General features: G+C 62.7%; 13 protein-coding genes. 6 read left to right on the forward strand and 7 right to left on the reverse strand.

The annotated features are described in order from the left end of the window. Positions 1-9 precede the first annotated feature (9 nt). The 3 genes from B5520_RS04685 to B5520_RS04695 are packed head-to-tail and all read left to right on the forward strand — an operon-like array spanning position 10 to position 2,449. Positions 10-321: a BatC protein gene (locus B5520_RS04685; RefSeq protein WP_079595930.1), complete on the forward strand. Its 312-nt coding sequence runs from the start codon at positions 10-12 to the stop codon at positions 319-321. A 42-nt stretch (positions 322-363) separates the two neighbouring features. After that, the gene (locus B5520_RS04690) at positions 364-1,530 is read left to right on the forward strand and encodes a cupin domain-containing protein (RefSeq protein ID WP_217700315.1); all 1,167 of its coding nucleotides are present in this window, start codon (positions 364-366) and stop codon (positions 1,528-1,530) included. 22 nt (positions 1,531-1,552) lie between these two features. Continuing rightward, positions 1,553-2,449 carry a sucrase ferredoxin gene (locus B5520_RS04695; protein ID WP_079596380.1) on the forward strand — a complete coding sequence of 299 codons (897 nt, stop codon included), beginning with the start codon at positions 1,553-1,555 and terminating at the stop codon, positions 2,447-2,449. Positions 2,450-2,639: 190 nt separating this feature from the next. On the opposite strand, the gene B5520_RS04705 is transcribed toward B5520_RS04695, so the two are convergent. From B5520_RS04705 to B5520_RS04715, 3 genes are all read right to left on the reverse strand, one after another. After that, positions 2,640-3,974, reverse strand: a complete 1,335-nt coding sequence (locus B5520_RS04705) for an MFS transporter (protein WP_079595933.1) — start codon at positions 3,972-3,974, stop codon at positions 2,640-2,642. A 94-nt stretch (positions 3,975-4,068) separates the two neighbouring features. Next, on the reverse strand, positions 4,069-5,085 hold the full coding sequence (locus B5520_RS04710) for a PDR/VanB family oxidoreductase (RefSeq protein ID WP_079595934.1): 1,017 nt from the start codon (positions 5,083-5,085) through the stop codon (positions 4,069-4,071). 27 nt (positions 5,086-5,112) lie between these two features. After that, on the reverse strand, positions 5,113-6,207 hold the full coding sequence (locus B5520_RS04715) for an aromatic ring-hydroxylating dioxygenase subunit alpha (protein ID WP_079595935.1): 1,095 nt from the start codon (positions 6,205-6,207) through the stop codon (positions 5,113-5,115). A 160-nt stretch (positions 6,208-6,367) separates the two neighbouring features. Between B5520_RS04715 and B5520_RS04720 the strand changes: the two genes are divergently transcribed. Next, positions 6,368-6,967: a PadR family transcriptional regulator gene (locus tag B5520_RS04720; protein ID WP_079595936.1), complete on the forward strand. Its 600-nt coding sequence runs from the start codon at positions 6,368-6,370 to the stop codon at positions 6,965-6,967. A gap of 119 nt (positions 6,968-7,086) precedes the next feature. Here B5520_RS04720 and B5520_RS04725 read toward each other — a convergent pair whose 3' ends face one another. The 3 genes from B5520_RS04725 to B5520_RS04730 form a co-directional block, all read right to left on the reverse strand. Beyond that, a complete protein-coding gene (locus B5520_RS04725; protein WP_079595937.1) occupies positions 7,087-8,127 on the reverse strand; it encodes an AAA family ATPase in 1,041 nt (346 codons plus the stop codon). 62 nt (positions 8,128-8,189) lie between these two features. Continuing rightward, the gene (locus B5520_RS22695; protein ID WP_176156787.1) at positions 8,190-8,345 is read right to left on the reverse strand and encodes a hypothetical protein; all 156 of its coding nucleotides are present in this window, start codon (positions 8,343-8,345) and stop codon (positions 8,190-8,192) included. Then, positions 8,342-8,986, reverse strand: a complete 645-nt coding sequence (locus tag B5520_RS04730) for a hypothetical protein (protein WP_079595938.1) — start codon at positions 8,984-8,986, stop codon at positions 8,342-8,344. The genes B5520_RS22695 and B5520_RS04730 overlap by 4 nt, the downstream gene beginning before the upstream one ends. Before the next feature lie 972 nt (positions 8,987-9,958). Between B5520_RS04730 and B5520_RS04735 the strand changes: the two genes are divergently transcribed. Continuing rightward, on the forward strand, positions 9,959-10,564 hold the full coding sequence (locus tag B5520_RS04735) for a carboxymuconolactone decarboxylase family protein (RefSeq protein WP_079595939.1): 606 nt from the start codon (positions 9,959-9,961) through the stop codon (positions 10,562-10,564). 227 nt (positions 10,565-10,791) lie between these two features. Here B5520_RS04735 and B5520_RS23220 read toward each other — a convergent pair whose 3' ends face one another. After that, positions 10,792-11,322: a DM13 domain-containing protein gene (locus B5520_RS23220; protein ID WP_368483717.1), complete on the reverse strand. Its 531-nt coding sequence runs from the start codon at positions 11,320-11,322 to the stop codon at positions 10,792-10,794. A 254-nt stretch (positions 11,323-11,576) separates the two neighbouring features. Here B5520_RS23220 and B5520_RS04745 point away from each other — a divergent pair, with 254 nt between their 5' ends. Further along, positions 11,577-12,236 (forward strand): hypothetical protein, encoded by a 660-nt coding sequence (locus B5520_RS04745; protein WP_217700305.1) that lies wholly within the window; start codon positions 11,577-11,579, stop codon positions 12,234-12,236. The last annotated feature ends 113 nt before the right edge of the window (positions 12,237-12,349 follow it).

Here is a 12,349-nt window from a genome sequence, read left to right on the forward strand (position 1 = left end):
GGAGGAAGCATGACCAGTCCAGAGCAGGATCCAAACCAGCAGGAAGGGCCCGCGGACGCTGGCGCGGCCGGCGTCCCCGGCATGCATGATGGGGGTGCCGACGGAGGAGCTGACAGCGGTGCCGACGGGGGTGCCGACGGGGGAGCTGACAGCGGAGCCGACGGCGGGGCTGACAGCGGTGCCGATGGTGGGGCTGACAGCGGTGCCGACGGCGGGGCTGACAGCGGTGCCGATGGTGGGGCTGACAGCGGTGCCGATGGTGGAGCTGACAGCGGTGCCGACGGCGGAGCCGATGGGGGAGCCGCAGAACGGGGCATCTGAATCTTGAGCACCACCCGTACGGACTTTCAGGACCCCGACGCCTTGGAAAGCGGCGGGGTCCTGGAGACACGGCTGATTGAGATTGGCCGTAAAAGGTTCGCCGACGACGTTTGGGGGCGCACAGCCCTGCTCACCCGTGGCGCAAGCGACTTCGCCGATCTGTTCTCTGCCGCGGCCGTCGACGAACTGGTCTCGCGCCGTGGACTGCGCACACCCTTTCTCCGCGTCGCCAAGGGCGGCACGACATTTCCCGACTCATCATTCACCTCACCCGCCGGTGTCGGCGCCACTATCTCTGACCAGCTGGACGACACAGCGCTGTGGCGCAAATTCTCGGACGGTGCCACGCTCGTGCTGCAGGCACTGCACCGCACCTGGGAGCCTGTATCGGACTTCAGCAGCAGGCTGAGCACCGAGCTCGGACATCCGGTGCAGGCCAATGCCTACATCACGCCGCCTCAAAACCGTGGGTTTGACGATCACTATGACGTGCACGACGTCTTCGTTCTGCAGATCGAGGGTACAAAGCGCTGGATCATTCACGAGCCGGTTCACACGGACCCGTTGCGTGACCAACCCTGGACTGATCGCCGGTCCGCCGTGGCCGACGCCGCGAAACGGGAGGCCTATATCGATACGGTGCTGGAGCCCGGGGATGTCCTCTACCTGCCGCGTGGCTGGTTGCATGCTGCCCAGGCGCAGGGTGAGGTCTCCATCCACCTCACGCTTGGAATCCACAGCTGGACCCGCTACGCATTGGCCGAACAGCTCGCACAGGCCGCGCTCGCAGCGCTGTGCGACGATCCCGAGATGCGCGGTACATTGCCCCTGGGCGTGGACGGGCCAAACGGGGAGATCGACGTCGTCCGTGGGCGACTGGCGGCTGCCCTCGCTGAGGCTGATACCACTGCGCTGTTCCACCGCACCCGGCGAGGACAGGGACGCCCCGCGCCGCTGGGACCGCTGGCCCAGCTCGCGGCCGTCGAAGGCTTAAGCCCCAAGTCTGCGGTGCGGCTTCGCGATGCACTGGAAGCACGGCTGGAGGGATTGCGCCTGAGCACGCGCGTGGGTTGGCTCGACTTCCCGGAAGCCGATTTGCCGTCTGTGATGTGCGCGCTGGACGGCGAGGTCCACAGCGCGGGTGATCTCGGCGTCGGACTTGTTGAAAGGCTGTTGCGCGCGGGGGTCCTCGTTCCCGTTGAACAGTGACCCAGACAGTGAGTTCGCCGCAGTGGCGGCCACGGAGCGCTTTTTCTGCTCTGATAGCGCCCGGTTGCGCAGCGATCCGATTGCAGGCACAGCGTCGCATGGCGTCGTCTGGGTCCTCATCGAGTACCGGGGCGGGTGGCCTCTGAATGGCTTCGAAGGGCTTGATCTCGAGCCTGGGACCAAAGCTATTGTGCTCTCCGCCGCGAAAGCGGCGCGGGCGCGGGTGCTGCTGGTGAGACGGCCCGGCCCCCGCCGCCGTGAGGGGCTGAGCCATTGGGCAGTACTGCACCATCAGGAATCGGGCGAGTATCGTCAGCGATGGGGAACGTGGGACAAGGATGAGGATCTCGCGGAGATTGCCACAGCCCTCAGCCTCCCCGGAACGCTCGGCCATCCGCCCGTCATCCTGGTCTGCACCCACAGTCAACATGACCAATGCTGTGCCGTATGGGGACGGCCCGTGGGACGTGCGCTGAGTGAGCGGTGGCCGGAGCTGGTGTGGGAATGCTCGCATGTAGGCGGTGACAGGTTCGCAGGCAATGTCGTTGTCGCGCCCGACGGTGTGTACTACGGGAATCTGGACGCTGAGTCGTCCGTCGCCACGATCGAAGAACACCTCGCCGGCCGTATCCACGCCGAATATTTGCGCGGTTATACTGATCTCTTTCCAGCACAGCAGGCCGCTGTCGCGGCCACGCTCGGACGTTTCGGCCCGGCCGGCCGGAATGACTACAGGGTTGTCGAGACCTCCCGCGACGGCGATCGCTGGCGGATCCGCATCACCGGCCGATCGCCTCACCCGGCGCGTGTCGACGTCGAACTGCAGGCCCAGCCCGCCCCGCCGCGCCAACTGACCTGCCGCGGGCCGGCGATGAGCTCGGCCACGGTCTACGAGCTCATTTCGATCCGCGCAGTCTAAAGGCCGGGTTTACCGAAGGCGGTTTCGTTGCTGGGGAAGTCGACGATGGCTGCGCTCGTCGCGGCGACCCAGGCCTCGCTCGTGGTGCGCTGCGAAGCCACAACGGCTGGTAGCGCCGAGCGAAAAGCGCGTTCGGCACGACGAAGAACTGCCGCGCCCCCTGAAGTGAGGGCACGGCAGTCGACCATGCTCAGACTTCCGTGAGCTCCTCAACGGGTGCGCTCGTGACGGGTTTTTTGGACCTGATCATTCCTACGGCGACGGCGCTGATGAGTACGACGACACCGACGGCGAGGTAGAGCTGTACGGCGGACCAGGATGCATCGAGGAGGGCGCCGGTGATCAGCGGGGCAATGATGGCTCCGATTCGTCCGATGCCGATACCCCATCCGACGCCTGTGCTGCGGACCGATGCGGGGTAGAGGGCAGGAGCAAGCGTGTAGAGCCCGGCGATGCAGCCGTTGATCAGCATCCCGACGAGGACCCCTGCACCCAGGGCGAGCAGGATCACTGACGCGGAAGAGATGAAGACGACGATCATGACGGCGGAGAGCACCGTGAAGGCCACGAGGACCATCTTGCTGTTCCACTTGGTGGCGAGGACGCCGTAGAGGACCGAGCCAAAGATGCCGCCCAGGGTCAGCATCAGGCCTCCGGTAATGCCTTGGCTTTCCGTCATGCCTGCGGTGACCAGGAGACGCGGGGTCCAGCTGTTGACGAAGTAGAAACCAAACATGGTGGTGAAAAACGCTACCCAGAGCAGAAGGGTGGAACGCCGGTTGGCGGGGGTCAGCAGGTCGGAAATGGGGTTGGTTTTTGCCTTGACGACGGTTCGGGCGTTTTGGAGGGCGTCGACTTCGGGATGACCGGTCTTGCGTGCGATCCGGTTGAGGCGGTCCAGGACGTTGCGGGGCCGCTTCGTTACGAGGAAGTCAACGGATTCGGGCAGGAGGAACAGCAGGAGAGTCAGGATGCTGAGCGTGCAGATGCCGCCGAAAACAAAGACGGAGCGCCAGCCGTATTGGCTTTGGAGGGAAACTGCTGCGGCGCCTCCAAGCGTCGCTCCGATGCCGTATCCGGCCGTGTAGATGCTGATGGTCAATCCGCGGCGTTTTTTGGAGGAGTATTCGCTGGCAATGACGTTGGTGCAGGCAAGGATGCAACCAACACCCAGTCCTGTCAGGAAACGCCAGATGCCCAGCTGCGCCATGTTGTTCGCCGTTGCTGCCAGCAGCATGCCGGCACCTGCTGCGCCCACTGAGGCGATGATCATCGGGCGCCGTCCGACGATGTCAGCCAGTGGTGCGAGGCAAAGGGAACCAATGGCCATACCCACGAGCCCCGCGCTGAGCAGGACGCCTAGTTCGGAGCCGGTAAGACCAAACTCTTTGGTGACGCCGTTCGCGGTGAAGGCCATTGCGAGTACGTCAAAGCCATCGAGAGCATTGAGCAGGACACACATGCCGATGATGGCCCACTGGTATGGCGACATTTTTGAGTTGTTGATGCGTTCACGCAGATCCATGGCGTCTTCCTTGAAACCTAGGAGGCTCCCTCGGGAGCTGTAGCTGTTATGGCTGCACGAGGTGCGCAGCCCTGTTGGGGAGATCAGAGTGTGTCTAGGACACGTCGATGGTGACAACGGCAGGGGTGGCAGAAGAATTGGCGTCTGTACGGGAACCTCTGGGGGAGCTGACGGCCCGTGAAACGCAGCAGCACATCTTCTCTGCAGCGTGTTGCTGCCGTTCGCTGTAGAAAACGTCGCGGTGGTCGACGGCGCCGCCGTCCAAGTTCAGGATGCGGACCTCGCACAGGCCGCACTCGCCCTTGCGGCAGTCGAACATCATGTCCACGCCGGCGTCCTCGAGTGCTTCGAGCATGGAGCGGCCCTGCCCGACTTTTGCCTCGATGCCAAGCCGTGGAATACGGACGACGAACTCCTCCGGGTCGTACCAGCCGGAGTTTCCGAACGTCTCGTAGCGCAAGTCGGGCAACGCCAGTTCGCGCTCGGTCCAGCTGCGTCGGACTGCATCCATCAGCCGGATAGGTCCGCACATGTAGAGTTCGGTGCCCGGGTCGATTCCCCCCACCAAGGCGTTCACGTCCAAGCTGCTTCCCTCGTCGTCGACGTGGACCTGCAGCCGGGCCCCGTGGATCTCCTGCAGGTCCTGCAGATAGGCCATGGCAGCTCGGGTCCGCCCCGCGTAGACCAGGGTGTAGTCCGCCTTGACGTTGCGAAGCACCGCCGCCATGTTCATGATCGCGGTGATGCCGATGCCGCCGGCCAGCAGAACGTACCGCTCTGCCCCGACCCGCAGCGGGAAGTTTTGCAGGGGCTGCGTGATGCGGAGTGTGTCACCCGGCTTGAGCGTGTGCATGTAGACCGATCCGCCCCGCGAAACGGGTGCCTTGAAGACGCTGATGACCAGGGTCTTCCCGAGGTCCTTGGATTCCACTATTGAGTAGGAGCGTTTCTCCTGCCCGCCGTCGATAGTGGCACGGAGGTCGATGTGGGATCCGGGCTCTGCATGCTTCGGTGCTGAAGGTTCCAGTTCAATGCGCCGGATTCCCGCGGCCACATCCGAGATGGCCACCACCGTTGCGGACTGCCAGACTTCGTTGTTGGTTGCTGCCATAGTCTTTTTCCTTGAGTCCTTGGCTGTTCAGAGGGCCGCTGCCAGGCGGCCCTCTGCCTGGAGCATGCGCTCGATCAGCCGGCGGACCCACATGCCGCCGGCGTCGATGTTCAGGTTGTAAAACTCGTAATCGGGGTTGGCGTCGATGGCTTCCTGCTGGGCCTTCAACATCGCCTCGTCCTCCCCGAACACGCCGTGCACGCCGTTGCGAAGTTGGGTGGTGATGAGCTGGCTGTCCAGCCGATAGTTGCGCATGAAGGCCCAGAAGTAGTGGCAGGTCTTGGCGGTTTCCGGGCTGATCGTGTTCATGACGTAGCCGTTGACACCTTGGCTGCGGTCGCCGTCGGGCGCGCCGGTGCCGGCTTTGGCGACGCCGACGTCAATGCGGATAGTAGAGGGCGCCTCGAAGCGGATAATCTGCCAGCGGTCCACTTTGCCTTCGAACCCGGGGAACTTGTCCCGCATGTTCTTGAGCCAGAACGGAGGGGCGTCGATGTTGAGCATCCACCGGGACACGGTGACTGTTCGGTCATCGTGCGAGACCACGAAGTCGGATTCACTGAGCTCGTCTTGGCCGATGCTGGAGGCGTGAACGAATTCTTCATGCGTAAGGTCCATCAGGTTGTCCAAGACCAACTGGTAATTGCAGGGAGCGAAAATGGTCTCCCCGTCGCCGGCCCATTCCTGGCTGTCCATCTGATGCATGTCGGGGACAAGATCGGGGTCGGCCTGGGTCGGGTCCCCCAGCCACACCCACACAAACCGATGGCGTTCCACTACGGGGAAGGAGGGGACAGTGGCTGAGGGGTTGATGGTCTCCTGCGCCGGCATGGACGCGCAGCGGCCGGCAGAGTTGTAGACGATGCCGTGGTACGGACACTGGATGCCGTCCTTGCCGACTGTTTTCCCCATGGACAATGGCGCCAGACGGTGCCAGCACGCGTCCGCGAGAGCAACGGCCTTGCCGTCCTCTGTGCGGTAAAGCGCCAGCGGCCGGTCAGCAATCGTGCGGGCCATGGGTTTGCGGGTGACCTCGTGGTCCCAAGCAGCGACGTACCACGCATTCAGCGGGTGGCCGAGGACTTTAGCGGTGGTGGAACTACTGGACTGCAGCACAGTCATCTTTGACCTCTTTCCGTACCTGGGGGACATTTGTTGTGCCCGCCGGGCGAATGAAGATTCTTTGGGGAACGCCCGCAACTATCTATGTCCATAGTTGGTGGCTTGGGTCACAGACTATCTATCGATATAGTTATTAGCAAGACCTTGAAGGGAACCCACTGTGAGTCTGCGTTACGCGCTTTTGGCTTTGCTTTCCGTTGAGCCAATGACCGGTTACGACCTGGCAAAACGATTCGAGTCCTCGGTTGCCTTCGTCTGGCATGCGCCTGATTCGCAGATCTATCCTGAGCTGCGGAAGATGGCCAAGGAAGGTCTGCTGCAAGGGGAGGAGGTTTCGTGGGGCCCCCGGGGAAAGAAGACGCAGTACCGCATCACTGAAGAAGGGCGGGCCGCGTTCCGTGCATGGATGCGTGAGCCGGTGGAGTATTCCCGTGAGCGCGATCCCGTGCACCTGAAGGCTGCCTACCTGGAGTGGGCTGAACCCAAGGCGGCACGGGAGCATATGCAGGCCCACATTGACTATCACACGATGCGCCGCGATCAATGGGCGGAGATGATCGACCAGTTGCGGGCAGGAACAAACGAGATGTTGAGCAAACGCCTGGCTGCCACTGCTGAGGCTGACCGCCAGCGGACTGTTGAATACAAGGTCTTCACCTATGAAGGCCTGATTGCCCGGGCGGAGACGGAGATCGAGTGGGGCAAACGGGGACTCAAACTCATCGATGCACTCTCGGGACCCGTAGGGGAGGATAGCTGACTAGACTTCGCTGACAACGCTTTCCTTCCCGGTCCACTCTGTGACGCCAGGGATACTTCGAGGGTCCGGCGCCCTTGGACATGGTGTTCAGCGCCTCCGGAACCGGTGCAGCGGAAGGGTCAGGCCAGCCAGCGCCACCAACGAGACTGGCCCGGTTCCGGCGTCGGTTCCGGCTCCGGCTCCGGTTCCTCGCCCAAGGCCAGCGCGGCCTGGACGATGTCGTCCGCGGTAAGCGTCATGACGGCCTCACGATCGAGCGCGTCGAGACTTTGTTCCTCATCGAGCGACAGCCGCAGCGCCTGGCGGTTGAGCGCCTGCTCGAACAGTGTGCGGGCGAACCGTGCGTTGCCGGAGTCCTCGCCCGCGTGGAGCCCGGTGAGGATGCGGCGCAGCATTTGGTCCGCGCCCGGCTCCAGCATGTACTCGTGCTGGGCCAGCATCTGGTGGAAGATCGTCTGAAGTGCGTCGACGGAATAGTCGGGGAACGTGATCTCGCGGGCGAACCGGGAGCGCAGCCCGGGGTTCGAGAGTAAGAAGGACTCCATCAGCCGCGGGTACCCGGCCACGATCACGACCAGGCGGTGGCGGTGATCCTCCATCCGCTTCAGCAGGACCTCTATCGCCTCGGGGCCGAAGTCCATCCGGCCGTCCTCCGGGGCCAGCGCGTAGGCCTCGTCGATGAACAGGACGCCGTCCAGCGCACGCCGGATCACCCTGTCCGTCTTGATGGCGGTCGCGCCGACGTACTGCCCCACCAGCCCGGAACGGTCGACTTCGACCAGGTGGCCTTTCTGCAGCAGTCCGACCGCGCGGTACATCTCGGCCAGGAGCCGCGCCACTGTGGTTTTGCCCGTGCCCGGGTTTCCGAGGAACACCAGATGCTGTGATGTGGCCACCTCCGGCAGGCCGTGCGCCTTACGGCGGGCCTGGACCTGGAGCAGTGCCACGAGGGCGCGCACCTGTTCCTTCACGGTTTCCAGTCCGACCAGCGCGTCGAGCTCGGCCTGCACTTCGGACAGCGGCCGGGCCGGCCCGGGCCTCGCGCCGATGAGATCGCCGACCAGGTCGTCGACGCGCTCCGAACTGGGCAGCTTGAGCTGATCGGCCAGATGGCCGATGGTTTCGCGCAGGTCGTCAAGCGGATGGCGGCTGGGAGCCATGCATCAACTGTAGTACTAGATTCCCGACCCACGTGGGGTTGGCCTCACCAGTAGCCTGGGAGTCATGGTTCAGCCTTGGCCTCCTCCTCGTGCGTGAGCCGCCGCTCATCGGCCTGCAGGATGCCGTCGCGGACGGCGGCGCGGATGACGCCGTAGAGGACGTAGAAGAAGACCCCCGAGAAGACCACGGTCAGGACAAAGCTGTCAAGGGCCGTCATCCTTGTTCGCCCTCCGCCGGCCAGTATTTTTGGGCGCCTGATGCGGGCGCCCGGAGCTGGCCGCCATCGATCGTGATCGAAGTTTCAGGAATTCCGAGCTCTGCCCATTGGGCCACCAGCCGGAGGTCCCCATCCGGCGGCAACGGCCAAAGCCACAAGGTGCCCTTGCCGGCCATTTCGTCGTCGCCTCCGTTGCCACCGTTGCCTCGCAGGATGAGGATCGGCGGGTCGGGCTGCTTCGCAGTTCCCGGAGGATAGCGGGAGTGCAGCATTGAATCAGCCCGGGCCTTGGTCCCGTCGGCCAGTTGGACACCGAAGAGCAGGGCTGCGAAGGGACGTCGTTCTATGGCCTGCATGCTGTGAGGGTGACCGAAGAATGCCCCATTCAGCTGGGCCCAGGCTTCATCGTCTTCCTCAGCCCGTCGGAGCGTCCATGTCAGATCGAGGGAGCAGCCGGTCGAATAGACCTTTGCGAGCTCGACGGCGAGTACAAAGCTGCGGCTGCGATGCAGGAACTGCCCGATATGAACAACTGCCGGCAGCTCATGGGCTGGTGCACCAGCCCAAGCCGGGGGAACGTACCTGACGGTCCTGCCGCGGCGTGGTTCTTCGGGTATGGGCAGGTCATTGAAGAAGGTCATGGACATCCTTGGTTCGCTGGCGGCGACCGACCAGCGGGACGACGGCGTGAGCCGCCGTGGATCCCCCAATCCGTCCTTACCCGGCTCAGTCTAACTCTGGCTGGTTACCAGCTTGAGGACGCGCCCGCCGCCTTTTCAGCCTTCCCGGGTAGGCGCAGGCTGGTCAGAGTCTTACTGATCGCCTCTTCACCTGGTGCTTCCGTAAGGCCATGATTAGCCTTATGGCCACGTTGTGCGGCCAGCCAAATCACAGCTGGGCAAGCCCCCGGAAAAGACATCACCATGATCCGGAAACTGCTTTGCAGATGGGGAATCGGCCATCACTGGCTGGCCCGAATGAACGACGGCGAGTATCGCCGCCAATGCAGCTACTGCGGGAAGGAAGATTCCCACAGTGCCCGGTGGTCGGGGAGGCTCGCTAATGGGGACCACCCTGAACATCCACACACTCGCGACTACTACTAGGCGCTATCTCGCTGAGCGTAGGCTCCGCAAGCCCCATGTGGGTCCCTCATTCCAGGTACAGAGAGCTGCGATGCGAGGAGGATGCCATGATCCAGGCCCTGTTGTGCAAGCTGAACATTCGGCACGATTGGCACATTGAGCATGCCGAAGACGGGGGCGTATATAAACGCTGTCGCAGATGTGGCAATGACGACGACAGCGGCGGGGGAGGAACAGGAGGCAACTACAGCGCGTGGATAGGTCCGACAGCGGGAGGGTAACGCCACTCAGCCAACCTACAGAGTGCGCCTCCATGAGGCTTCCTGTCACGGAGCCCAACTACCTTGGCCCGTGGACGTCGGCGCCGGTCGCGTTCCATCACGAGCTGCTGGAGGTATGTAAAGAGGGGGACTGACACTGTTTACATCCGCCTGAGCCGGAGATCACAATGAGTCAGAATCAGGGCCTCCGTTCTGGGAAAAGGTGGCACCGGCTGCTCGGCGCGGCCTTCAAAATGGAGGAGATCCCATGACCATCTTAAAAATGACCACTGAAGCTGAAGCAACAGGTCTCACCGCTCAAATTTACGACGACGATCGCCGGTCACTCGGCTACGTTCCGAGCCACACAAAGGCCATGAGCTTGAACCCGGAGGCCTTTTTGGCATGGGAGTCGCTCACCAAGGCCATCAGCAGCTCATTAGGGCTACGTAGGTACGAACTGGTGACCTTGGCCGCCGCTCAAGCCATCGGCTCATCACACTGCAGGTTGGCCCACGGGAAAAAGACGCTCAGCATCATGAGTGAAGAGGAACTGCTTGCCATCGCAAGAGACTTTCACGATGCCGGTCTGTCCGAGGCGGAAGTAGCAATGATGGACTATGCAGTGAAACTCTGCACGGACGCGGCCGCCATGACGGACGCGGACACGCAGCGGCTCCGGGACTTGGGCTACAGCGACCGTGAAATTGTGGACATCACCATGGCGGCCGCAGCACGGAACTTCATCAGCCGATCGGTTCTGGCCATGGCAGTTGACCTCGACGTTCCAAGGGAGATGAGCGAAGAGCTGAAGAGTGCACTACTGACCCCCCTGTTCCCGCTGAAAGTGCCTGGACTCGGCAACATCACGTAGAAGGATTTAGGTACGTATGTTGCCGAACTGACGCCTCAATCAATACGGCGGAGGGCAGTCATGAAGACTCCGGCTCTCGAACAACAAACGATTAGCCGCCTCGTCCAAAAGGCGACGAAGGCAGCGCATGAAGTCGACGTATCTGGCTGGACAATCACGACAATCAGCACGGGAGGGGGAGAAGCGGCCGGCATCTACAGGCTCAGTGGGCATGGTTCAAATTGAACTTAGCCCTTGTTTACAGATGTCGCACGCGGGGAACTCAAAGGGGCGCTGAGGTCGGCAGTGCCGTACGCGGTCTTGGTGGCATAGTTGTAAATCACGACGCTCAAGACCGGCTCCGGCATGGTGTCCCACGCCTGGGGGTCCATCACAAAGCGCTGGGTGGCGCCAGCTCGGAACGGGCCGACCTCCAGCATTTTGGTCGATGACAACACAGACACCCCGCCGGCACCGGGAGTCAGAGTACCGGGACTTAGCATGACGCGGAGATCATCGCCGGGGCCCGGCGCCATATTCTCGAGCTGCAGGATTGCGCCGGACTCGTTTACCTCGATGGTGGCTGTACCAGTGGTAGCGACAGCCTGTGACTGAAATGTCCCCACCAACGTCTTGGACCTAGCTGAGGGAGTGCTAGGAGTCGCGGGGGACTCGGCTTGCCGGAGTTCTTGCTCTTGCCCGGGGTCGGCATACGTACAGCCAGTGAGTCCCGCGGCAAGAATTCCAGCCAGCACCGCAACTGCGATCCGTTTCATCATCCCCCCTGATTCTTGTCCTAGGCACCCTACATGACGCGCTGGAACGGCAGTGCCTTCATTCACCGAAATGGCTGGACGGCTCCTGGCCGGCCGGTACTCCCATGCACAAGTTCCCTTTCCTGGGCGTATCGAAGTGCACCGGGCAGTCCTCAGACCTCGAAAAGAGCTTGCGCTAAACGAGGCGATTATCGAAACTCAAGATCAGGCAGCTTCGGACGGGACCGATATTGGGGGGGGCGAAGTAATCAGTGGATATGAAACCGGAAGTTGGCGAACCCGCTGCGGGACCTTGGCGAGCCGAAGCGCTGGAAGGCTTGGTGCGGCGGCTGCTGCCGGCGGCGGGACTACGTCCGAACCGCCCCTGGATTGTAGCGGTAGATGGAAGGAGCGGGGCAGGGAAGACCCGCTTGGTTGATCGTTTACTGGCTCAAGTGCCGGACTCGGATGTCGTTCACACGGACGATGTAGCGTGGCATCTCTCGTTTTTTGACTGGGCCGATGAGCTCCGTAACGGTGTCCTCGAACCCCTGCTTAGAGGCGAGGCCGTCCACTATCGTCCGCCGGGCTGGGTGGCCCGAGAGCGTCGGGGGGCCATCGCTTTACCCGCCGGGCGTTCCGTGGTGTGGGTGGAGGGGAGCGGATCATCCCGCCAGGCGCTGACGGACCTCATCGACGCTTCGATCTGGGTGCAGTGTGACAACCTTGAAGCCCGACGCCGCCTCAGGGCTCGAGATGGGCAGGAAGAAGAAGAGCTGCACAGGGAGTGGGAAGAACAGGAAATTCCCTTCCTGCTTCAAGACCGGCCATGGGAGCGGGCCACAGCGATCGTGGCCGGAAGGCCGTTGCTGGAGCACGATCCGAATACGCAGGTAGTAACCGCGCAGCCGGCACCAGCACGCGCGGAAGTCATCTAACGCACGAACTTACTACCTCCGCACTCCACTCCGACGAGACAACGGGACAGGTTTAAAGACAACGCGGTTGGTACACCACCTGCATTCATCTTGGTGGTGCACCAACCGCTCTG

This window comes from Arthrobacter sp. P2b (assembly GCF_900168295.1).
In the GTDB taxonomy this organism is placed as follows: domain Bacteria; phylum Actinomycetota; class Actinomycetes; order Actinomycetales; family Micrococcaceae; genus Arthrobacter.

Bases quoted from the DNA above. Each gene is read 5' to 3' on its own strand.
- B5520_RS04730 (WP_079595938.1), bottom strand. From the start codon at position 8,986: ATGACCTTCTTCAATGACCTGCCCATACCCGAAGAACCACGCCGCGGC.
- B5520_RS04745 (WP_217700305.1), top strand. From the start codon at position 11,577: ATGAAACCGGAAGTTGGCGAACCCGCTGCGGGACCTTGGCGAGCCGAA.
- B5520_RS04710 (WP_079595934.1), bottom strand. From the start codon at position 5,085: ATGGCAGCAACCAACAACGAAGTCTGGCAGTCCGCAACGGTGGTGGCC.
- B5520_RS04705 (WP_079595933.1), bottom strand. From the start codon at position 3,974: ATGGATCTGCGTGAACGCATCAACAACTCAAAAATGTCGCCATACCAG.
- B5520_RS04735 (WP_079595939.1), top strand. From the start codon at position 9,959: ATGACCATCTTAAAAATGACCACTGAAGCTGAAGCAACAGGTCTCACC.
- B5520_RS04725 (WP_079595937.1), bottom strand. From the start codon at position 8,127: ATGGCTCCCAGCCGCCATCCGCTTGACGACCTGCGCGAAACCATCGGC.
- B5520_RS04685 (WP_079595930.1), top strand. From the start codon at position 10: ATGACCAGTCCAGAGCAGGATCCAAACCAGCAGGAAGGGCCCGCGGAC.
- B5520_RS04715 (WP_079595935.1), bottom strand. From the start codon at position 6,207: ATGACTGTGCTGCAGTCCAGTAGTTCCACCACCGCTAAAGTCCTCGGC.
- B5520_RS23220 (WP_368483717.1), bottom strand. From the start codon at position 11,322: ATGATGAAACGGATCGCAGTTGCGGTGCTGGCTGGAATTCTTGCCGCG.
- B5520_RS22695 (WP_176156787.1), bottom strand. From the start codon at position 8,345: ATGACGGCCCTTGACAGCTTTGTCCTGACCGTGGTCTTCTCGGGGGTC.